This window comes from Dyadobacter sp. NIV53, assembly GCF_019711195.1.
Lineage (GTDB): Bacteria > Bacteroidota > Bacteroidia > Cytophagales > Spirosomataceae > Dyadobacter.
This window is the reverse complement of sequence record NZ_CP081299.1, coordinates 253,603-274,507: the sequence shown is the minus strand read 5'-3', so window position 1 is coordinate 274,507 and position 20,905 is coordinate 253,603. Positions and strand designations below refer to the sequence as shown.

The 20,905-nt window shown below is 40.0% G+C and carries 21 protein-coding genes and 1 pseudogene; 12 read left to right on the top strand and 10 right to left on the bottom strand.

Annotated elements, in window-relative coordinates; translation table 11 throughout:
• Nucleotides 1-129: 129 nt before the first annotated feature.
• The 4 genes from KZC02_RS01245 to KZC02_RS01230 all read left to right on the top strand — a co-directional run bounded on the left by KZC02_RS01245 (nt 130) and on the right by KZC02_RS01230 (nt 6,154).
• Complete coding sequence (locus KZC02_RS01245) at nt 130-594, top strand: hypothetical protein (RefSeq protein ID WP_221392431.1); 465 nt, start codon at nt 130-132, stop codon at nt 592-594.
• 23 nt (nt 595-617) lie between these two features.
• The gene (locus tag KZC02_RS01240; RefSeq protein ID WP_229253945.1) at nt 618-2,480 is read left to right on the top strand and encodes an arylsulfatase; all 1,863 of its coding nucleotides are present in this window, start codon (nt 618-620) and stop codon (nt 2,478-2,480) included.
• A 133-nt stretch (nt 2,481-2,613) separates the two neighbouring features.
• Nucleotides 2,614-4,233, top strand: a complete 1,620-nt coding sequence (locus tag KZC02_RS01235) for an arylsulfatase (protein ID WP_221392429.1) — start codon at nt 2,614-2,616, stop codon at nt 4,231-4,233.
• A 106-nt stretch (nt 4,234-4,339) separates the two neighbouring features.
• Nucleotides 4,340-6,154: a sulfatase-like hydrolase/transferase gene (locus tag KZC02_RS01230; RefSeq protein ID WP_221392428.1), complete on the top strand. Its 1,815-nt coding sequence runs from the start codon at nt 4,340-4,342 to the stop codon at nt 6,152-6,154.
• 53 nt (nt 6,155-6,207) lie between these two features.
• On the opposite strand, the gene KZC02_RS01225 is transcribed toward KZC02_RS01230, so the two are convergent.
• Nucleotides 6,208-6,792: a DUF1287 domain-containing protein gene (locus tag KZC02_RS01225; RefSeq protein ID WP_221392427.1), complete on the bottom strand. Its 585-nt coding sequence runs from the start codon at nt 6,790-6,792 to the stop codon at nt 6,208-6,210.
• Between the two features lie 134 nt (nt 6,793-6,926).
• On the opposite strand from KZC02_RS01225, the gene KZC02_RS01220 reads away from it, so the two are divergent.
• The 6 genes and pseudogenes from KZC02_RS01220 to KZC02_RS01190 all read left to right on the top strand — a co-directional run bounded on the left by KZC02_RS01220 (nt 6,927) and on the right by KZC02_RS01190 (nt 12,601).
• Complete coding sequence (locus tag KZC02_RS01220; protein ID WP_221392426.1) at nt 6,927-7,385, top strand: SRPBCC family protein; 459 nt, start codon at nt 6,927-6,929, stop codon at nt 7,383-7,385.
• A gap of 362 nt (nt 7,386-7,747) precedes the next feature.
• A complete protein-coding gene (locus KZC02_RS01215) occupies nt 7,748-8,680 on the top strand; it encodes a substrate-binding domain-containing protein (RefSeq protein WP_221392425.1) in 933 nt (310 codons plus the stop codon).
• Nucleotides 8,681-8,782: 102 nt separating this feature from the next.
• Nucleotides 8,783-10,171: a sulfatase gene (locus tag KZC02_RS01210; RefSeq protein WP_221392424.1), complete on the top strand. Its 1,389-nt coding sequence runs from the start codon at nt 8,783-8,785 to the stop codon at nt 10,169-10,171.
• 60 nt (nt 10,172-10,231) lie between these two features.
• A pseudogene (locus tag KZC02_RS01205) lies at nt 10,232-11,628 on the top strand (sulfatase).
• Between the two features lie 105 nt (nt 11,629-11,733).
• Nucleotides 11,734-11,913, top strand: a complete 180-nt coding sequence (locus tag KZC02_RS01195; RefSeq protein WP_221392421.1) for a hypothetical protein — start codon at nt 11,734-11,736, stop codon at nt 11,911-11,913.
• A 94-nt stretch (nt 11,914-12,007) separates the two neighbouring features.
• Nucleotides 12,008-12,601 (top strand): 2OG-Fe(II) oxygenase, encoded by a 594-nt coding sequence (locus KZC02_RS01190; protein ID WP_221392420.1) that lies wholly within the window; start codon nt 12,008-12,010, stop codon nt 12,599-12,601.
• Nucleotides 12,602-12,736: 135 nt separating this feature from the next.
• Here KZC02_RS01190 and KZC02_RS01185 read toward each other — a convergent pair whose 3' ends face one another.
• The 9 genes from KZC02_RS01185 to KZC02_RS01145 form a co-directional block, all read right to left on the bottom strand.
• Complete coding sequence (locus KZC02_RS01185; protein ID WP_221392419.1) at nt 12,737-12,991, bottom strand: hypothetical protein; 255 nt, start codon at nt 12,989-12,991, stop codon at nt 12,737-12,739.
• A 138-nt stretch (nt 12,992-13,129) separates the two neighbouring features.
• Nucleotides 13,130-14,065 carry a bifunctional riboflavin kinase/FAD synthetase gene (locus tag KZC02_RS01180; protein WP_221392418.1) on the bottom strand — a complete coding sequence of 312 codons (936 nt, stop codon included), beginning with the start codon at nt 14,063-14,065 and terminating at the stop codon, nt 13,130-13,132.
• On the bottom strand, nt 14,062-14,763 hold the full coding sequence (truB, locus tag KZC02_RS01175; RefSeq protein ID WP_229253943.1) for a tRNA pseudouridine(55) synthase TruB: 702 nt from the start codon (nt 14,761-14,763) through the stop codon (nt 14,062-14,064). The genes KZC02_RS01180 and truB overlap by 4 nt, the downstream gene beginning before the upstream one ends.
• A gap of 119 nt (nt 14,764-14,882) precedes the next feature.
• Nucleotides 14,883-15,662: an undecaprenyl-diphosphate phosphatase gene (locus tag KZC02_RS01170; protein WP_221392417.1), complete on the bottom strand. Its 780-nt coding sequence runs from the start codon at nt 15,660-15,662 to the stop codon at nt 14,883-14,885.
• Nucleotides 15,659-15,874: a DUF3098 domain-containing protein gene (locus KZC02_RS01165; protein ID WP_221392416.1), complete on the bottom strand. Its 216-nt coding sequence runs from the start codon at nt 15,872-15,874 to the stop codon at nt 15,659-15,661. Before KZC02_RS01165 ends, KZC02_RS01170 begins: the two co-directional genes overlap by 4 nt.
• A gap of 70 nt (nt 15,875-15,944) precedes the next feature.
• A complete protein-coding gene (locus KZC02_RS01160) occupies nt 15,945-16,775 on the bottom strand; it encodes an ABC transporter permease (protein ID WP_229253942.1) in 831 nt (276 codons plus the stop codon).
• 298 nt (nt 16,776-17,073) lie between these two features.
• Nucleotides 17,074-17,673, bottom strand: coding sequence for a bifunctional nuclease family protein (locus KZC02_RS01155; protein ID WP_221392414.1), 600 nt, complete (start codon nt 17,671-17,673; stop codon nt 17,074-17,076).
• Nucleotides 17,674-18,041: 368 nt separating this feature from the next.
• Complete coding sequence (locus KZC02_RS01150; protein ID WP_221392413.1) at nt 18,042-19,016, bottom strand: electron transfer flavoprotein subunit alpha/FixB family protein; 975 nt, start codon at nt 19,014-19,016, stop codon at nt 18,042-18,044.
• A gap of 109 nt (nt 19,017-19,125) precedes the next feature.
• Complete coding sequence (locus KZC02_RS01145; RefSeq protein WP_221392412.1) at nt 19,126-19,863, bottom strand: electron transfer flavoprotein subunit beta/FixA family protein; 738 nt, start codon at nt 19,861-19,863, stop codon at nt 19,126-19,128.
• 95 nt (nt 19,864-19,958) lie between these two features.
• Between KZC02_RS01145 and KZC02_RS01140 the strand changes: the two genes are divergently transcribed.
• Nucleotides 19,959-20,285, top strand: coding sequence for a tetratricopeptide repeat protein (locus tag KZC02_RS01140; protein ID WP_221392411.1), 327 nt, complete (start codon nt 19,959-19,961; stop codon nt 20,283-20,285).
• 178 nt (nt 20,286-20,463) lie between these two features.
• Nucleotides 20,464-20,820 (top strand): hypothetical protein, encoded by a 357-nt coding sequence (locus KZC02_RS01135; RefSeq protein ID WP_221392410.1) that lies wholly within the window; start codon nt 20,464-20,466, stop codon nt 20,818-20,820.
• Nucleotides 20,821-20,905: the final 85 nt, after the last annotated feature.

Genomic DNA, 20,905 nt, shown 5'->3' with positions numbered 1-20,905 from the left:
CCTTCACGTGGTTTCATGCAGAGGACGCAAAGAAAAAGGAAAAAAGGCACGGACGGAGATTACTGTTGCTAATTCACCGGTGGTAACTCTTAGCCAGTCAAATACTCATATTGAGAAAAACGTAATGATATGAAAAGAATAATTTTAAGTCTGGCAATTGTCTTTACCTCGATTTTAAGCGCTTTTGCCCAAAGCGACGGCACTCACGAGCTTGCTGCTTCGGAAAAAGTTGAAATCAATAAAGTTCTGGATGCATACTTGTCAACTTTCAATGCAAAAGATTTGAAAGGTTGGGAGGCCACTTATCAGTTTCCGCATTACCGGTTGGCTAGCGGTAAGATGTCAGTTTTGGAAAAAGCAGGGCTTCGGGATTCTGCCGTGGTATTTGGGCCATTAATCAAAGCGGGATGGGATTACAGCAAATGGGATCACAAAAATATCGTGCAGGCTTCTGTTAACAAGGTTCATGTGGACACAAAGTTTACGCGCTACCGCAAGGATAGTAGCGTGGTGGCATCATACGAATCGCTTTACGTATTAACAAAAGAAGGGGGCAGATGGGGCGTCAAACTACGTTCCAGTTTTGCGGAATAATCAACTTAAAACATTGTATGAGAATGAATAATTTACTCAAATCGGCCATCGTTATCACAGGCCTGGGTTTCTCGAACGCTTATGCCCAGAACATCACCCAACAGCAACAGCCGTTTACCGGTGTGGTTGGTAAAAGTTATACCGACTCTAAAGAAGTCTGGACAAATCCTGTGAAAGCTCCTGCTGGTGCTCCGAATGTTGTTTGGGTATTGCTGGACGACGTTGGTTTTGGTGCAAGCAGTACTTTTGGCGGCGTAATCCGCACACCAACTTTTGACAGTTTGGCCAACAATGGATTGCGGTACACGAATTTTCATACAGCAGCAATTTGTGCTCCAACTCGTGCCGCATTGCTGACCGGACGCAACCACCATTCCGTTCATGAAGGCGGATTTTCCCACGTTTGGGCTTCATACGGTTTTCCGGGATGGGATGGCAGGATTCCTTCTGACAAAGGAACCATCGCCGAAATTTTGCGCGAATCGGGTTACAATACTTTTGTTGTCGGTAAATATGGTTTGACGCCCGATCAGGATGCAACCGATGCCGGACCTTTTGATCGCTGGCCATTGGGCAAAGGTTTCGATCACTTCTTTGGATTTTTAGGTTCCCAAACCGATCAGTACAAACCGGATCTGGTGGAAGACAACGCGCATATTACGCCGGATGGCCGCCATTTGAATGATCAGATTACAGACAAAGCAATCAGCTTTATAGCCAGACAGAAAAAAGCGGCTCCCGACAAACCGTTCTTTTTATACTATTCTCCCGGTGCAACACACGCTCCGCATCAGGTTGCAAAAGTATGGAGCGATCAGTACAAAGGACAATTCGACGGTGGCTGGGATGTGTTCCGTGAACAGGTTTTTAACCAGCAAAAGAAACAAGGCATTATTCCTGCAAATGCTATTTTACCCGAGCGCAATCCAAATATTAAGGCATGGAGCAGCTTGTCCGCCGATGAGAAAAAACTTTACGCACGTTTCATGGAAGTGTATGCGGGTTACCTTACCTATACAGACCATGAAATCGGCCGTGTTGTGAATTATCTGAAAGAAATCAAACAGCTTGATAATACAATTATCATGGTGGTAATCGGTGATAATGGCGCCAGCAAGGAAGGTGCGATGACTGGTGTAATAGCCAGATCTTCCGCAGCTGCGCTTGTAAATCCGATTTCAGAAACCGAGCAGTTAAAACTCAATCTTTCGCAGATCGATCAGATTGGAACGCCGGAAGGTACGAATGCAAACTATCCGCTGGGCTGGGCTCAGGCGGCCAATACTCCATTCAAATATTGGAAACAGGATGCACATTCCGAAGGCGGAACTAGGAATCCGCTTATTGTTTTTTACCCAAAAGGCATCAAAGAAAAAGGTGGAATTCGTAATCAATACGGACATGTAATAGATTTGCTGCCTACGACTTTGGAGTTTGTAGGGATTAAAGCGCCCGAGGTTATCCGGGGAATTAAACAGGATTCGATTCAAGGAACTTCACTGCTATACTCGTTTGATAATGCCAAAGCAATTTCGCGCCATACCGTTCAGTACTATTACATTTTTGGGTCAAGATCAATCTATAAAGATGGTTGGAAAGCTGGTTTTGCATACAAGGCATCAACTACCGGAGGTACTTTTGGCACTGCAATAAGTGTGGCCAATCCGGAGGATAACCAATGGCAGTTGTATAACTTAAACGAGGACTTCAATGAAAGAACTGATCTGGCGAAGAAAAATCCAAAGAAGCTGGAAGAGCTGAAAGCATTGTTTGAAGAGCAAGCGAAGAAGTACAATATTTATCCCTATATAACCTGGGACGATATCATCAAAAAACGTTCTGCGCTGGTACCGGCTCAGCCGAAACCGGAAGGGAAGACGGAGTAGTTTTAGTTAACAGTTTTTAGTATGAAGTAAACAGTGCTTACTAATTGATTTTTAGTGATTTAAGTATTAATTGGAGCGTTTCGCCACGTTTAACTTAACGTTAGTATTTCATCCTGATCCGAAAATTTTGGATATGAAAAGTAAAATAACCTCAGTATTTGTACTAGCACTTTTATTTGTTTTCAACACTTCTTTTGCCCAAAAGAAACCCAACGTCATTGTCATCCTAGCTGATGATCTGGGCTATTCCGATCTGGGTTGTTACGGGAGTGAGATACCAACGCCTAATCTGGACAAACTTGCTCAAAACGGTGTTCGGCTGACCAGTTTTTACAACACGGCCCGTTGCTGTCCGACGCGTGCCGCCTTACTTACAGGTGTTTACAGTCACCAGGCAGGAATCGGGCACATGATGGAAGACAAAGGTGTTGACCATCCGGCTTATCGCGCTCAGCTAAACCACAATAGCGTGACGATTGCAGAAGTGATGAAAAGCGCTGGATATTTCACCGCGATGAGTGGCAAATGGCATGTCGGCCAGCCACACGGAACGGTTCCCTGGAAACGCGGTTTTGATCGTTCGTTAAACGCGCCGGCTGGTGGTTTCTATTATGGTAAAGCAGCCAACGCGAAGCTTTTCCTGAATGGTGAAGAACTGGCAAACGATTCAGAAAAGCTGCCGAAAGACTGGTATACAACCGATTTGTGGACAGATTTTGGTCTCCGTTTTATTGATGAAGGTATTGCTGCCAAAAAACCTTACATGTTGTATCTGGCTCATAACGCACCGCATTTTCCTTTGCAGGCACCGCAGGAAGATATTGATAAATTCAAAGGAAAATACCTGAAAGGATATGAAAAACTTCGTCAGGAACGCTACGAAAAACAGATCAGACTTGGGCTGATCGATCCTTCCTGGAAATTGCCGCCCGCTAATCCAAACATTCCAAAATGGGAAACGCTGAGCCAGGCAGATAAGGAGAAATACGATCACATGATGGCCATTTATGCCGCAGTGATTTACCGGCTTGACAAAAGTATCGGCGACCTGGTTGCGGGTTTGAAGAGAAGAGGCGTTTTTGATGATACGGTAATCCTTTTCGTTTCAGATAATGGTGGAAATGCAGAGCCAGGTTTTGAAGGAAAATTTGAAGGAGATGTCCCGGGTTCACCGTTGTCAGCAGTTTTTCTCGGACAAGGCTGGGCAGAAGCGGCTTGTGCACCTTTCTGGGCGTACAAGCATCACACCCACGAAGGCGGCATTTCTTCTCCCGGAATTATTTCCTGGCCGAATGGAATCCCGGCATCCAGAAATGGCAAGTTTGAAAAGCAACCTGCTCATATTATTGACATTATGGCCACACTTGTTGATCTTGGTGGTGCGAAATATCCAACTACTTTTGATGGTCAAACGATACAGCCATTGGAAGGGACGAGTTTGAAACCAGCATTTACCGGTAAGACGATAAACCGTAAAAATCCGATCTTCTGGGAGCATGAGGGCAATCGTGCTATTCGCGATGGAAAGTGGAAACTGGTGGCGGAACGTTCAGAAAAGTGGCAGCTTTATGACATTGAAAAAGACCGTACTGAACTGGTTGATTTATCAGCAAAGAATCCCGAAGTTGCCAAAGATCTGGAAGCAAAATATGCAGCCTGGTACAAACGGGTAGGAGCAGAGCCTTTTGACAAAGATTTCAAATGGTTTTATGATTACGAAAAAGCCAAAAAAGAAGCAGCATCTGAGAAGTAGAAATCCAAGTTTAATTTTAACCCTAGGCTTGAGATTAACCCAAGGCTTCCAGCCTTGGGTTTTTCCATGACTCGCCTAAATTCGGCTTTAGCCAAAGCATTAACCAATGAAAAGAATCCTTATTTCAATCTTTTTCGCATTTTGTTTAATTCCCGCGAAATCTCAGTCTCAGTCTGAAAAACCAAACATTCTATGGATTGTCAGTGAAGACAACATTCCAATGTTAGGCGCTTATGGTGATACATTTGCGACAACGCCAAATCTGGACGCATTTGCGAAGGAGAGTATTTTATATAAAAATGCATTTTCAACCGCACCCGTTTGTGCGCCATCCCGCAATACATTAATTACAGGAATGTATCCGCCATCAAACGGAACCGAGCACATGCGAAGTGTTTATCCTGTGCCCGATTACGTAAAATTCCTGCCAAAATACCTTCGTGAAGCAGGTTATTATACGACCAATAATGCCAAGAAAGACTACAACACCACAGATCAGGAAGACCCCTGGGACGAATCTTCCACCAAGGCAACTTATAAAAACAGGAAACCCGGGCAGCCGTTTTTTGCTGTTTTTAACCTGAATGTAAGTCACGAAAGTTCGCTATTTGTTCCGGTCGAAAAGCTCAGACATGATCCTGAAAAAGTGCCGTTGCCTCCGTATCACCCTGCAACGCCTGAAATGAAACATGACTGGGCACAGTACTACGATAAAATCGAAGATATGGACGGCCAGTTTGGTCAGCTTTTGAAAGAACTGAACGAAGCCGGCTTGGCAGAAAATACGATCGTTTTCTATTATGGCGATAATGGAGGAGTTTTGGCAAGAAGCAAGCGTTACATGTATGAGTCGGGGCTACATGTACCTTTGATTATTCATTTACCAAAAAAATATGAAAATCTTGCGTCCGTAAAGCAAGGAACGCAAACGGACCGGCTCGTAACATTTCTTGATTTTGCACCAACTATTTTAAGTCTTGTTGGAATAAAAATTCCTGATTACATGCAAGGCGAAGCATTTCTGGGCAAACAACAGAAGCCGGAACATCAATATGCTTATGGTTTTCGGGGAAGAATGGACGAGCGTATTGATATGTCGAGATCGGTCCGTGACAAGCGATTCAGATATATCCGCAATTATCTTCCGCATAAGATTTATGGACAATATCTGGAATATCTCTGGAAAGCGCCTTCGGTACAATCCTGGCTTGATCAGTACAAATCAGGAAAACTGAACGCAATTCAATCGAAATTTTGGCAGGAAAAACCGGCCGAAGAACTGTTTGATATCCAGGCTGATCCACATAATGTAAAGAGCCTTGTCGATGATCCCAAATACGCGTCTGACCTGAAAAGATTAAGAAAAGCGAATGAGGACTGGATACTGAAATCAGTGGATGTAGGGTTTATTCCCGAAGCAATTTTATCGGAAATAGCGACGACCACACCCTTGCGCGATTATTCCAAAAGTGGAAAATATAATTTAAAATTGATTCTTGAAACGGCAGACCACGCATCTTCCCGGAATCCCGCATATTCAAATGAATTGATATCAAAATTGTCTGATTCTAATCCAACGGTGCGTTACTGGGCGGCTACTGGATTATTGATTTTAAAGGCTAAATCAGGTAAGGATGCGTTGATTAAAGCAATTGCAGATTCAGAAGCGGCTGTTCGGATCGCAGTGTCGGAAGCGTTGTACCAGATTGGAGAAAAAGACCTTGCGATAACGACTTTAACCAATGAACTGAAAGGAAATAACCTCGCTGCGAGAGTTCAGGCACTTAACGCACTAAGTAATATAGGCACCGACTCCGCACCAGCTCTTGAAAACGCCAAGCTATTGATAAAGGAAACACCGGGAATGTTTGACTACGATTCAAGGGCGGCCAAAGATTTTGTTGGAAGGTTTGGGAAATAGGAAAGTGACTTATCGGCATTGAAATTACCGTATTGATTGGTCCTTTTGTTTTCTCACCCGCCATAGCGATAATGGCCGATAATTCTGTAAGTAAACAAGCAATCTGCTAAAACCTGCCCGCCACCTATATTATGGACAATTAAATTTCTTTTGCCGTCGCTTGATTTCCTATTGACCACCAAACCGATGTGTGTGATTCCACCGTGCAGGTTCCAGCAAACAATATCGCCGGATTTGTAATCATCTGCGTTTTGGCTAATAGCCAGTTCTGTTCCTTTCCGTGAAAAGAATTTCATTAGATTAGGAACACGGCGGTGATCAATATTTTTGTCAGTAGTTTTCATGCCCCAGTTTTTGGGATAGCGTGCAAAGCTGTTCTGCATATCCTCATGTACTTCCTTTTGTAAGTCTATGCCGAGTTTACGATAAGCTCTCACTATCACATCAGTACAAACGCCTCTGTCAGCAGGCACATCGCCATTAGGATAGCTGATGCTAAAATATTTCGGATCGTATTTTACTTTTTGGCCGGTTAAAGAAATGGTAGCGTTGGAAAGGCGGTTTTCGAATGTTGCCTGAGCGAATAGGCTATTTGTTATAAATAGCAATAACAGCCTTAAAAAATGAGTTTTTAGCATTTGATGAAAGGTAAAGCATTATAAAATTAAAATTAAGATATCATCCTGGATTAATCTTGCTTCAAATAAAGCCTTTCGCTTTCTGGAATAAAATTTGCTGAAACTTCCAAATCAATAACTTAAATATCAAAAATATGAACGATAAGCTTATTGCCGAAACATCTGTCAGTATTGATGCACCTGTTTCAGAGGTTTGGAAAGCGATTACCACTCCTTCCATAATAAAGAAATACCTGATGGGTACAAATGTAACTACCGATTGGAAGGAAGGAAGCCCGATTACTTATGAAGGGGAATACAATGGTAAGAAATATAAGGATAAAGGTATCATCCGAAAAATTGAACCTGAGAAAATACTGGAAAGTACTTACTGGAGTTCAGCAGGAGGGAAGGAAGATAAACCGGAAAACTATAATATTGTAACCTACCAACTATCAGGACACGACGACATTACTGCCGTAAAACTTTCACAAACAAATGTCAGGTCTGAGCAAGAGAAGGAGCAAGCCACTGATAATTGGGCATCTGTTCTTAAAAAATTAAAAGAGGTTGTGGAAAAAGCTCACAGCAAAAATTCGGCTTCGGCTGAATAATTTTAAGAAATTATATAAGCATTTCTCACAATGCAACGATTTGTTTTAAAAAAATCAAATATATGTTGCTTCTGTATAAATTATAATCTTACTTTGTCTATCAATATAGTAGAGTTGTATTTTTCTTATTAGCCACCAATAAGAAAAATGTTCAAAATTTTTATCAAACTGACAACGATGAATTCATTTTCTTCGCAGCTTTTGGTTGCATTCCTGGTGGCTTCTCCAACTTTTTTCTTCATTCCAGCTGTTGTCAGGATAATTAGGCAAAAGCCTGGATCGCCTTGCAATAGTATAGCCCGATATGGCCAGTCTGTACTTTCCTGAGCACTCAAACTATTTTAAAAACTCATTTTATAATCATGAAAAATTTTAAATCATTACTTTTCGCTGCTGGCCTTGCTATGGTCACAGCTCCGTTTTCTTTTTCGCAGGAGGTTTCCCAGAATAAAGTTATTATTACCGGAGTTCGTTTTGCGTATCCGTTGATCGACAAATGGATTAAACAATATTCTGCCGAAAACCCAGGTTCACAAATTGTGATCGAGACGAGAACTGTTACTGATCCGGAAAAGTATGATCTGCTCATTGAAGCTTACGATCAGGAAAAAGCGGTTAAAGAAGGACGGGAATTTATTTCAATTGGCCGGTATGCACTTTTACCTGTTGCCAATGCAAAATCCGAATTTGCGAAGCAGTATGAGGATAAGGGGTTAATTGAAAAAACGTATAAGCAAATATTTTTCCATGATATTTTTGCGGAAAAAGATGAGTCGATCACAGCTCCATTTACCGTTTATACACGTTTGCAAAAAGCGGGTGCGCCGTTAACTTTTGCAAAATATTTTGGCTACGAACAACAGCAAATTAAGGGAAAGACCATTGCTGGTGCTGATGAGCATTTGATTAAGGCTCTTTTGAAGGACGAAACAGGTATTACTTATACCGTACCTGGCCTGGCTTACGATTTGAACACCCGTAAACCTACCGAAGGAATTGCCATTATTCCGGTAGACCTGGATGGAAACGGTAAGGTTTCAAAAGAAGAAAAACTGGTTGGAAATCTGGATCAGGTGATTGAAAAACTTGAAACTGAAAAAGTGAAAAATGTACCGGTTGAGTATATTAACTTTTCAATAGCTAAAAACAGCACCAATCTGGAAGCCAAGAAATTTCTGTTATGGGTTGCTTCGCACGGAGAAAATGATCTTCACCAGTTTGGTTACCTGAAACCTGATGCAAAACGTTTGCAGCTTGAAAAAGAGAAACTTGAAAAATTCCTGGCAGTAAAGTAATTGCAAAATATTTATTGTGGTATTGAGCAAAATTATTTAAGCTCAATACCACATATTTTTTTGTAACCATATACCGTATATAAACCCCTGAAATAGATTTTAATGAAATTTAAATTTACAGTCAGCCTGTTATTGCTTGGCGGTCTAAACTTTTCTTTCGCACAGAAAAAAAGTACAAAACCCAATATTGTTGTCATCATGGCCGATGACCTTGGATACGGCGATTTAGGTACTTTTGGGGCGACGGATATTCGTACGCCTAACATTGACAATCTGGCCTCCCAGGGTATTAAACTCACATCTTTTTATTCAAGTTCTCCCGTTTGCAGTCCATCGCGGGCGGCACTGATTACCGGTCGTTATCCTAAAAGAATGGGTATCGATCATGTGTTCTTTCCGGAAAGTTTTACCGGAATACCTACGGATGAAATTACCATTGGTGAGGCTTTAAAAGGAAACGGATATACAACTGCTATATTTGGAAAGTGGCATCTTGGCCATCATAAATCATTTTTACCCTTGCAAAACGGTTTTAATGAATACTACGGAATTCCATACAGTAATGATATGCAGGGTGTTGTGTATCTGCGTGGAAATGATGTAGACAGTATCCGTGTCAACCAACATTATATTACAAAAACCTATACCAGCGAAGCAGTAAAATTTATTGACAAAAACAGAGATAAACCTTTTTTCCTGTATGTTACCAACAATATGCCACATGTCCCGCTTTATGCTTCCCCTGAATTTGAGGGTAAATCCAAAAGAGGTTTATACGGAGATGTTGTTGAAGAAATTGACTGGAGTGTTGGTGAAATAGTGAAAACGCTGAGGAAAAACGGTTTGGAAGAAAATACGCTTGTGGTCTTTACCAGTGACAATGGCCCATGGCTGCTTTTCGATATTGAGGGTGGATCTGCCGGGCCGCTGCGCCAGGGAAAAGGAACTACTTTTGAAGGCGGCCAGCGTGTACCTACGGTTGCTTACTGGCCCGGTAAAATAAAACCCGGATCTGTTTATGAGGATCTTACCACACAGCTTGATCTTTATCCGACCATAATCAGCCTTACCGGAAGTCAAAAGACACAAACCACCAAGCCTTTGGACGGTGAAGATATCAGCAGTGTTTTGTTTGGAACAGGCAAGCGAAAAGCTGATGAATTTGCCTATTACTCAAATGGTAAAATAGAGGCTTTCAGGAAAGGTGACTGGAAGATCCGTCTGCCGCAATCCGATATCAAGGCCAACGGCATCACCGTTGTTGCTGCAACTGACACATTATTATTCAATTTAAGAAATGATATTGGAGAAAAAGACAATTTGCTGAAAACCAACCAGTCAAAAGCAAAGGAGCTGCTCTCTGCATGCAAAACATTTGAAAGTAATTTGGGAAAAACGCCTGCTGCATTGGTACAGCGTATGCCTTCTGACGACAGTCATATCAGGAAAAGAGCTGAAAGGGCAGCAACGAAATTAAATACCGGCAAATAGCCTGATTTTACTCAACGTTATTTTATATTTCTTTCTTCGAAAGACTGACATGAAATTCTAATGGTCAAAATTTTAACATTCTGCAAAACACGGTTTACGATGACCGTGTTTTTTATATTTGCATTCTCTGGCCTGGTACAAAGTGAAATACCTGCCAAACGTCCTAATATCATTTTTATCCTTACCGACGATCATCGCTGGGATGCATTGGGTGCAATGGGAAATAAAATTATAAAAACGCCCAATCTTGATGACCTGGCCAAAAAAGGTATTCTATTCAGGAAAGCTTACGTCACTACTTCCATTTGTGCTGTCAGCCGTGCAAGTATTCTGAGCGGACAATATGAATCTCGTCATAAGATCAATAATTTTAGTACTGATTTTACTACCGAAGCTCTTGCCAATACCTATCCTGCATTACTAAAAAAAGCGGGCTACAAACTCGGCTTCATTGGCAAATTCGGTATTGACGTTGCTAACCAGCCCGATTCCCTTTTTGATTACTGGGCAAGCGCAAAGGAAAGCCAGCCAATTTACGAACTCGTAAACAAAAGTGGAAAGGTTATCCATCACACCGATAGTGTAGGAAAGGACATCAGCCAGTTTTTAAATAATTTTGCCGGAAAGGAGCCATTTTGTTTGTCTGTAAGTTTTAAAGCGCCGCATGAACTGGACGGTAATCCGCCAACTTATCCGGTACAGGAACGATTCAAAAATTTGTACAAAAACGTAAATATTCCTGAACCAGTAACAGCAGATCCAAAATACTGGAATAGTTTTCCGGATTTCTTCAGAACGGATAAGAATATTGGCCGCGACAGGTGGAAACCATTGCTTTCAACGGATCAGCTCCGTCAGGAAACTACCCGAAATTATTATCGTTTGATAACCGGTGTGGATGAAGTTGTTGGAGATTTGATCAGTCAGTTAAAGCAGTTGAAGATTGATGAAAACACCATTATCATTTTTATGGGTGATAATGGATTTTCATTAGGCGAACACGGACTGGAAGGAAAATGGTTTGGCTACGAAGAATCAATCCGTGTTCCATTGATCATTTCCGGAGCAGGTTTACCAAAAGAGCTAACGGGAAAATCCACGGATCAAATGGCTTTAAATATTGATGTTGCACAAACCATCCTGGCATTCGCCAAAGTAAATGCTCCTGAAACTATGCAAGGGAAAGATCTGATCCGTGTTTTGCAAAATAAACTACCTGGCAGAAAAGATTTTTTTATGAACATACCTATTTGGGCAGCCCTCAATTGCCAAAAGTGGAAGGTGTTGTTTCGCTGGATTACAAGTATATGAATTTCATTGAGCATCAATATGAAGAGCTGTTCAATACTAAACTGGATCCCCATGAAACGAAAAATCTGGCAAATGATGCTGCTTACGCGTCAGAGCTGGACAAATTAAAAGCACGATATGCGGAGTTGAAAGAAGCTGTTAAATAGCTGGGAATGGAAACTTTTCTTCTTTTTCAAAAAATAATCGCTTTCTATTATAATACTGGAACAGATTTATTAACCTCATCATTGAACTAAAAAATGATTTGAAAAATGGAAAATAATTCAATGCCGGAAAATGGTGCTGTAGTTCGGTTTATGCGGAAAGACGATCAGGAATGGATACAAGGTGAATATGATGAGCAGAACGGGATGTTTATAGAAATTTATTCGTCTGAACTGGTAATGCACAATAGTTCAGATATTTTAAAATGGGAAAATTGGGAAGAATAGTAAATCGAGAAATTCGGATAGTTACAATTAATTAACCCTACCTTCAAGAGAATAATGGTATTTGGGCCCAACTCCGGGCCACGCCCTACGCTCATTGCAAAAAATCTTTAATAAACTCATCGATAGTTATATTGATAATAAGGTTGGAATCGCAGCAGATTTTTTGAGTGAATCCCTTGCCTCTCATTTAAAGGAAAACCTGATTACGCTTTATTCAAATCAGCAGATGTCATCTGCCAAAACTGGAAACGACTCAGCGATTAGACAAAATAAACTCGTAAGAGGAGATAAAATTTACTGGCTGGATCGTACACATAACAATACTTATGAGAACGATTTTTTCGATCTGATGGACAGTTTTGTGAGCTATCTCAATATGACTTGTTATACAGGGATTACGGGATATGAATTCCACTATACATTATACGAAAAGGGCAGTTTTTACAAAAAGCATTTCGATCAGTTCAGGAATAATGAAAGCCGGCAGTACTCCATGATCATGTATTTAAATTCTGACTGGGAGGAAGGGGATGGTGGCGAATTGCGGGTTTATCACAGCGATAACGAACAGAATATCCCACCGGTAAATGGTAAAAGTGTTTTCTTCAAAAGCAGTGAACTGGAACACGAAGTATTGCTTACCAATAAATCCAGAATGAGCATTACAGGCTGGCTCAAAGTGAATTGAGTTCCATGCAATATTTTTATGGCAGTGTTAAATAAAAAGACAAGCCGGAATTTCCCAATGCGGGCAATTCGGCTTGTCTTTTTATTTTTTTAAACTGAAATTAATCGACTGTGATTAATTCGGTTTCGGTTGAAGTTACTGGCCTTGGGTTCGTTTCTTCCAGCCTTTTGACTTCCTTTTTTTCTGCTTTTGCAGCGATTGCTTCATTTTTTTAGCCCGATTCAATTTTTTCTTCTCTTTTGAAGTAATCTTGCCTAATTTTTCAACCAGCTTTTTCGCAGCTTTTTCAATTGCTTTTATTGCTTTTTTTGATTGTTCTCCGGATTCATTCAGTTTGCCCTGAACTACGCTCGCAATACTAGCTGCCAACGCTTTTTTTTGTCCCTTCATAACTTGTTACGTGTTGGTAGATGTTTTGAATCCGCAAAGCTACAACTACATTTCAGATATGTAATATTAACAAATTGCTTACGGCCTGTTATGCACAGGAATAAACGTTCATTATACACTTCTAAAACAAAAAGCACTTTATTTATACAAGGACAAAAAGCTTACAGCACATTCCCTGTCCAGTTTAATTTGCTGAATAAGAGCAGGTAAACCATCAAATTTTTGTTCCGGACGAATGTAATGTAACAAATCCAGCCGCAGCTCTTCCCCATAAATTTCTTTGTCAAAATCAAACAAATTTGCTTCAATAGTCCTTGAAGTTCCATCTACAGTTGGCCTTACTCCGATATTCAGCATTCCGTTGAAGGTTTCACCGTTGTATTTGGCCTCAATCACGTAGACTCCATTTTGAGGGATCAGTTTATATGATTCATCGGGATGTACATTGGCCGTAGGAAATCCAATTGTTCTTCCTAGCTGCTTTCCTTTCACAACAGTACCGGAAATCGTATACGGCCGGCCCAAAAGTTCGTTAGCTTCTGTAATGTGTCCTGTTAATAATGCCTTACGAATCCGGGAAGAACTGATCGCCAGGTCTTCAATATCCTGTCTGGAAATTTCTTCAACTTCAAAACCATATTGCGAACAATTTTTTTTCAGGAACTCAAAGCTGCCTTCTCTATTTCGCCCAAAGCGGTGATCATAACCTATGATCAGTTTTTTTGTACCGATCTTTTCAACCAGAACCTGCTGGATAAATTCCTCAGACGATAATTCTGAGAAAGAGCGCGTAAAGGGGATAATGGCAAGATGTTGTATGCCTAATTGTGAGAACAGCTCAATTTTTTCATCAATGGTAGATAATAACTGTAATCCCTGGCTGTCTTCTGAAACGACCATGCGGGGATGCGGCCAAAATGTTAAAACCACTGATTCTCCTCCTGACTGCTGACTTATTTCGTTAAGGCGGGAAAGTATTTTTTTGTGTCCGATGTGTACTCCGTCAAAAGTGCCGCTGGTTACTACTGCACGTTCAATTTTATGAAGGGAATCCAGACTATGGTAAATTTTCATTCGTCAACAGGTAACTTCAGCTCAATCCTTTTTTGATAAATAAAATCGGTCAGATTCCATGCATTACTTAATTCAAATGAACCAATCCTTGTTCTGCATAGAGCGCTCATATATGCACCGCTGTTTACCATCTGACCAAAATCGCGTACAATACTACGAATATATGTGCCTTTGGAACAAACTATCCTAAAATTTATAGCGGGGAAACTGGCAGCATCAATCTCAAACAATGAAATCTCCACACTTCTCTTTTTTATTTCTGCCGTTTCTCCACGCCTTGCTTTTTTATAGAGCCGTTCCCCATCAACTTTGACAGCTGAATAAATAGGAGGTACCTGTTCTATATTTCCCAGGAATTGTGTACGTGCATTTTCAAGAATTTCAGCAGTGATATGTTTAATAGGAAATTCTGCATCGAATTCTGTTTCCAGATCAATAGAAGGTGTTGTTTTCCCCAAAACCAAAGTACCTGTATATTCTTTTTCCTGCGCCTGGTAAGAATCAATTTGCTTCGTTTTTTTTCCGGTGCATAAAATCAGCAATCCCGTCGCAAGCGGATCAAGCGTACCTGCATGGCCGATTTTTTTGAACTTGCAGGCGTATTTTAACTTATTGGCAACATCGAATGATGTCCATTTTAAAGGTTTGTTAATTAGTATTACCTCACCTTCGTCAACTGCATTTATTTCGTTAGTCAATTTTATTTATTGAATTAAAAAGTAACTGATAAAAACTTAGAAAACCACAGAAATCTGGTTCTGTGGTTTTCTAAGTAATTTTTTACAAAATGTATGGCATGGTTTCCAAGCCAATTTATTTACACAATATCAAGTTTGTAACCGGAAGCAAGCAATCCTAAAAGTACCAGACCAAGGATAATGCGGTAATAACCAAAAACTTTAAACCCGTATTTTGTTAAAAAACTGATAAAGAATTTGATTGCTAACATCGCAACAATAAAAGCGATCAGATTTCCGAACAACAGCATTTTAATGTCCGCAGCCTGGATCGTATCGTAAGTTTTAAGCAATTTATATCCACCAGCTGCTGCCATTGTCGGAACTGCAAGAAAGAAAGAAAATTCAGCTGCCTGCTTACGGGAAAGTCCCTGAAGCATTCCACCAATGATCGAAGAAGCCGATCTGGAAACACCCGGAATCATCGCAATACACTGGAATAACCCGATTTTTAATGCGTCAAAATAAGATAATTCTCTTTCGCTAACCGTATCTTTTACAAGGCGGTCAATGAAAATCAAAATAATTCCGCCAATAAGCAATGTAATTGCAACTACGATTACATTTTCTAAAAGAGAATCAATGAAGTCGTTTAATAAAAAACCCAACACCAAAGCCGGAATTACTGCTATGATCAGTTTAATATAAAAATCAACAGATTGAAAAAAACGCTTCCAGTATAAGACCACAACAGAAAGTATTGCACCGAACTGAATATTTACTGTAAACATTTTGGTGAATTCCAGGTGGCTGATCCCCATAAAGGAAGATGCAATGATCATATGACCGGTTGAAGAAACGGGTAAAAATTCGGTAATACCTTCAACAATTGCTAAAATGATTGCCTGCCAAATACTCATGAATTTGCAGGTTTACGTAAAATGGCCCAAAACTCAATTACAAAGCCAGTTACCGTAATAATTGGTCCGACAGTTAAACCTAAAATACCAAAACCGAATTCTTCGCTGTCAAAACTCATGACAAGAAATCCGCCGAGTATTACTGCCAAACCAATCAGCATCATCACATAATTGGATGAAGCAAAAGGAAGCTCATTTTTAGAATTGTTCATATTGATTAATTGTAAGTTATTTCTATCAGTAAATAATAAATTTTTTGCGTGAAACCTTAATCCTGGTTTCTCAGTACAAATCGTCCAAAGCCATTCTCAGATACCGCGCAAGAGACTGATATGTACTCGCAATTCCAATGGCAATTCCGAGAAAAAGAACAACACCTACCAGAATTCCTATCTTATTGTACTCCTGCAGCATAGCAAGGCCTTCGACATTGCGAACAGCAACCTGCTGTAAGACAATCAATAATCCGCCAGCCAGAATACCGCCAATCAGGCCCTGCATCGCACCCCTAAGTATATAAGGACGTTGTATGAAACCATTGGTTGCACCAACGAGCTGCATGCTGCGGATTAGAAACCTTTGCGAATATATTGCCAGTTTGATCGTATTATTAACAAGAAGCACGATAATGATTAGCATCAGAAGTGCAAAACTTGCAAGTATGGCGTAGATTTTTGTAACATTCCTGTTGATATTATCAGCCAGATCTTCCTGATAAACCACTTCGTAAATTCCTTTTATTTTTTCGAGGTCTTTTTTGATAAGCTGTAATTTTGCTTCTTCAAAATAATCCTCACTAATTTTTATCCGGTAACTGTCCCGCAAAGGATTTTCGCCTAAAAACGAGATAAAGTCCTCCTTGGTACCTTCTATAAATTCTTTTGCAGCTTCTTCTTTGGAAACAAATGTAATTGGAGCTACTTCGGTGGATACCAGAACATAAGGTTTTGTTTTGATCAAATTCAGGATAGAATCCTGTCCCGCTTTCGTTTCTTCCTTATCAAGAAATGTTCTTACCTCAATATTCTGACGTATGACGGAAACAAGTTTTTTTGATTGTATTACAAGTAGACCGCAAAAACCAATTAAAAATAATGCCGCTGTGAGGCTCATTACAATCATTGCATTTGGATAACTCCCGATCTTTTTTTCTTATGCATAAGTGCGTAAAATTTCGCTTATCATTTCAACAGCATCTCTTAAATTCTGTCTGATAATGGCAAAAATAATGATTTAAATTACAATGAAGCCTGATTTGGACAATGCTTAACGATTTTTAACTTTTTTAAAGGAATCGGAATGCTTAGAATTCAGAATGTCCGGAGTTGAGCTGACCTGAGATACAAGATTATGTAGTAGCCTCTTCGCTGGTTAAGCCCTCATTCCTAAACTCTGAACTTTTTACCCGGCATTAATTCCTCCTGCCCATCTCATCCCTGATTTTTGCCGCTTTTTCATAATCTTCTTTGGAAAGCGCATCATCCAGCATTTTTTGAAGTTCATCGAAGCTAAGGTCTCTGATCTGGTCTTTGAAAGAACCTTTTGTTTGTAATGTTTCACGAACGGTATCCTGTTCTTCGTCTTCGTCCTCATCAGTTGATGATGATGAAACAATTCCAGCTTCTGATAAAATTGCTTCGTAAGTATATATCGGTATATCGAAACGAAGGCCAATTGCAATTGCGTCAGATGGCCTTGCGTCCACTTCTACTTCACGCAGATTATCCGTGCAAACGATTTTGGCATAAAATATTCCTTCTTTCAAATCGGAAATGATGATTTCTTTAAGGCTGTAATTCATGCCATCAGCAAACGACTTGAACAGATCATGCGTCATGGGCCTGTTAGGAATAATGTTTTCAATTTGAACCGCTATTGCCTGAGCTTCGAAAACACCAATAATTATTGGTAAACGCCTGTTACCCAGTTCTTCGCCAAGTACCAATGCAAATGACCCCGCCTGTGACTGGCTGGGGGAAAGACCTAATATTTCTAACTTAATTTTTTTCACGTTTAAACTTTCTGCGCCGGCGCAAGTTTTGTTAACAGCTATGGTGATTAAAATATCTCCGGTTTTGTATTCAAATAACATTTAATATTACTGGCAAGATACATCTTTAAAATAATATTGGTTTGATTTTCAGTTATTTAACGGGAAATACATTATATTTTTCTTATTGGTTCAATAAAAGTGCAAGCATTTAAGTTGCAAAAATAAATAACCCGTGGGGCATAAAAAAATGCCGAACGGGTTAAGTTATTTTACATTGTAATTTTAAATCATTTTAATCGTCTTAAATATCTGATAGCGAACCCAATTAATTGATTATGATAATCATAAAAAATATTGAATTAATTTGCTGCAAGACAAAAAGCGGATTATCTCAGATTTTTAACGGCCTGGGTTAGTTTAGGAAGAATTTCAAAAACATCACCTACAATTCCATAGTCGGCAGCCTTAAAAAATGGCGCTTCCGGATCTTTATTAATTACAACAATACATTTAGAGCCGTTTACACCTGCAAGGTGTTGTATGGCTCCGGAAATTCCGCAAGCAATATATAAGTTAGGTGCAACTTTAATGCCGGTTTGTCCTATATGTTCATGATGCGGGCGCCAGTCGAGATCAGATACAGGTTTGGAACATCCTGTTGCAGCACCCAAAGCACTGGCCAGATCCAATAGTGGCTGCCAGTTTTCTGGGCCCTTCATCCCACGTCCGCCAGACACAATGATATCTGCTTCTGTCAGTGAAATTTCCGAACTGGCCTTTTCTATTTTATCTATTGCTGATTTAAAATCTGAATCTCTCAGAACCGGAGTAAATGGCTCAATCTGAGCTTCGGTACTAGTTATAGAAGATTCGTCGACTTCAATGATGTTTTTCCGGATCACCAGTATTTTTAAGTCTGATTTAATTTCAGTTGTCGCAAAGGCTTTACCACTGAATATACTCCGGGTAACTTTAAATGATTCACTTAAATCAGGTAGTGAAGTTACGCCGGAAACTATTCCGGCCTTTAATTTTGCTGCTGCCCTCGCTGCCATCGCATCCCCAAGTCCTGACTTGGAAATAATGATTACTTTACTCCCTTCCTGCTGAGCTGCCTGTACCAGAGAATCGGCATAAGCCATGCCATTTTCTTGTGTCAGCTTTTCGTCGGAAGCGTGCAGCACTTTAGTGGCACCATAATGGCCTGCTTTGGCCAGTTCAGTCAGATCAGCTTTTCCAAGAACCAATACTGTTGCTGTTTCTCCTGTAAGTTTGGCTACTTCTGCGCCATAAGCAATAGCTTCAAAAGATGTTTTTTTGATTGAACCATTATCTATTTCTACAAATACAAGGACTGACATATTAGATTAATTTTGACCGGGTCGCCGGTAAGCTGATACAATGAAGAATTGAGTGACTGACATAATATTCAATAAACAGGAACAACTGATTGCCAAACGTTAACAGCCGTCATAATACTTTCGCTTCCGTTTGCAACAGTTTGATCAGCGTTTCTGCCTCACTTGCCGGAATCATTTTGCAGGCGCCTTTTGGTGCAGGCAACGAATATTTTTCAGGGATGGTCATTTCATCTATAGTTACTGGTTCAACCACGACCAAAGGTTTGGACTTTGCTGTCATTATACCACGCATATTCGGTATTTTCCATTCAGAAATTGGTTCCTGACAACCAAGTACAAGCGGCAGTGAAGCAGTCAGATGTTCTTTGCCACCATCTATTTCCCTTGCGATTTTTACTGTATCTCCGTCAATATCCAGTTTCATCACAGGTGAATAGGATGGAATGCCCAGCATCTCACCAACAAGCCCGTGTACCACACCACTATTATAGTCTATAGATTCCCGCCCCATCAGAATCAGGTCATAAGTATTTTGCTCTGCAATACGGGCTATCTGTATGGCTGTATCGTATGAATCCAACGGATTGTAATTAACACGTATGGCATCGTCTGCTCCGATAGCCAGTGCTTTACGTATCTGCGGGTCAGCGTCTGCTTCGCCAACATGAAGTACGGTTACGGTTCCGCCAAATTGTTCTTTTAATTCTACCCCTCTTGCCAGGGCGTAATCATCATATGGGCCAATAATATGCTGGATACCGTTTTTGTTTAATTTAGAGTCATTATCTGTGAAGGTTATTTTAGCGGTCGTATCTGGTACATTTGTAATACAAACGAGTATTTTCATGATAATTTAATTATGTATTTTAACTTTTCTGAGAATAACTTTGTCATCACAAAATAAGGAAAATCTTAAATAGTATGCAAGCATAATAATTTGTAATGGAAAACACCCTGCTGAGTAATTTATTGACATTTTATGAAGAAGATCCGGACGATCCCTTCAATGTGTATGCATTAGCGTTGGAATATTTAAAGCATGATTCAGAGAAAGCAGGACAATTTTTCGATATTTTATTATTTAATCATCCCGATTACCTGCCGACCTATTATCATGCCGGTGAGTTTTTTGCTTTGGAGGAAAATTATAAAAAAGCAGAATTAATTTATCAAAAAGGTATTGATCTGGCACTGTCTCAGAAGAATACAAAAACGCACCAGGAGCTTTTGAGAGCATATAGAGGCTTTTTGGATGAGTTGGAAGATTAAAGTGTTTGGGCCTAAGATTTGCTCTTTACTATAAAAACCTGTAACTTTCCAAATTATTAGGAAGTACTACATAGCAGACTGCTTTCGGTTAATAAAAATTTTCTCTCTGCCCGGTTAAGTTTGATAGTTGTTTTTAGAATTCCTCGCTTGTTGCTTAAAAAATTATTCGTTGATATTTATGGAAAAGGAATCGTTCATTCCGCTTGTTGTAAAGTGGGCACAGGCTCATGGGTTTAAGGAAATCCAAGCTAATATGGAAGGGTTTGAAACACCAAAGTCCTACGAAAGGGCGGCGGATAATGCCAAATTCACACCGGATGTAACCGGAGTTAATATGTTTAACAGACATTATCTGGAGGTAGCAATGAAAACCGACCAGTTACGCGGAAGCATTTCCAAGTGGAAGCTTTTGAGTGAACTTGCAGGAATGAAGGGTGCAAAATTATATTTAATGGCACCAAGAGGTCATGTACGTTTTACACGGGAAATGATTGATCAATATAATATTCCTGCTGAGGTTATTAAAATTGATTAATTTCTTTTGATTGAAATTGTAAACGGGCTGAAAATCTTCAAGATTTTCAGCCCGTTCTTTTTTTATCTCCCGCAGTATACTCTGA

What these genes read in the sequence shown, in the direction of transcription:
- KZC02_RS01245 (WP_221392431.1), top strand. Translation starts at nt 130, where the DNA reads ATGAAAAGAATAATTTTAAGTCTGGCAATTGTCTTTACCTCGATTTTA.
- KZC02_RS01240 (WP_229253945.1), top strand. Translation starts at nt 618, where the DNA reads ATGAATAATTTACTCAAATCGGCCATCGTTATCACAGGCCTGGGTTTC.
- KZC02_RS01235 (WP_221392429.1), top strand. Translation starts at nt 2,614, where the DNA reads ATGAAAAGTAAAATAACCTCAGTATTTGTACTAGCACTTTTATTTGTT.
- KZC02_RS01230 (WP_221392428.1), top strand. Translation starts at nt 4,340, where the DNA reads ATGAAAAGAATCCTTATTTCAATCTTTTTCGCATTTTGTTTAATTCCC.
- KZC02_RS01225 (WP_221392427.1), bottom strand. Translation starts at nt 6,792, where the DNA reads ATGCTAAAAACTCATTTTTTAAGGCTGTTATTGCTATTTATAACAAAT.
- KZC02_RS01220 (WP_221392426.1), top strand. Translation starts at nt 6,927, where the DNA reads ATGAACGATAAGCTTATTGCCGAAACATCTGTCAGTATTGATGCACCT.
- KZC02_RS01215 (WP_221392425.1), top strand. Translation starts at nt 7,748, where the DNA reads ATGAAAAATTTTAAATCATTACTTTTCGCTGCTGGCCTTGCTATGGTC.
- KZC02_RS01210 (WP_221392424.1), top strand. Translation starts at nt 8,783, where the DNA reads ATGAAATTTAAATTTACAGTCAGCCTGTTATTGCTTGGCGGTCTAAAC.
- KZC02_RS01195 (WP_221392421.1), top strand. Translation starts at nt 11,734, where the DNA reads ATGGAAAATAATTCAATGCCGGAAAATGGTGCTGTAGTTCGGTTTATG.
- KZC02_RS01185 (WP_221392419.1), bottom strand. Translation starts at nt 12,991, where the DNA reads ATGAAGGGACAAAAAAAAGCGTTGGCAGCTAGTATTGCGAGCGTAGTT.
- KZC02_RS01180 (WP_221392418.1), bottom strand. Translation starts at nt 14,065, where the DNA reads ATGAAAATTTACCATAGTCTGGATTCCCTTCATAAAATTGAACGTGCA.
- KZC02_RS01170 (WP_221392417.1), bottom strand. Translation starts at nt 15,662, where the DNA reads ATGAGTATTTGGCAGGCAATCATTTTAGCAATTGTTGAAGGTATTACC.
- KZC02_RS01165 (WP_221392416.1), bottom strand. Translation starts at nt 15,874, where the DNA reads ATGAACAATTCTAAAAATGAGCTTCCTTTTGCTTCATCCAATTATGTG.
- KZC02_RS01160 (WP_229253942.1), bottom strand. Translation starts at nt 16,775, where the DNA reads ATGAGCCTCACAGCGGCATTATTTTTAATTGGTTTTTGCGGTCTACTT.
- KZC02_RS01150 (WP_221392413.1), bottom strand. Translation starts at nt 19,016, where the DNA reads ATGTCAGTCCTTGTATTTGTAGAAATAGATAATGGTTCAATCAAAAAA.
- KZC02_RS01145 (WP_221392412.1), bottom strand. Translation starts at nt 19,863, where the DNA reads ATGAAAATACTCGTTTGTATTACAAATGTACCAGATACGACCGCTAAA.
- KZC02_RS01140 (WP_221392411.1), top strand. Translation starts at nt 19,959, where the DNA reads ATGGAAAACACCCTGCTGAGTAATTTATTGACATTTTATGAAGAAGAT.
- KZC02_RS01135 (WP_221392410.1), top strand. Translation starts at nt 20,464, where the DNA reads ATGGAAAAGGAATCGTTCATTCCGCTTGTTGTAAAGTGGGCACAGGCT.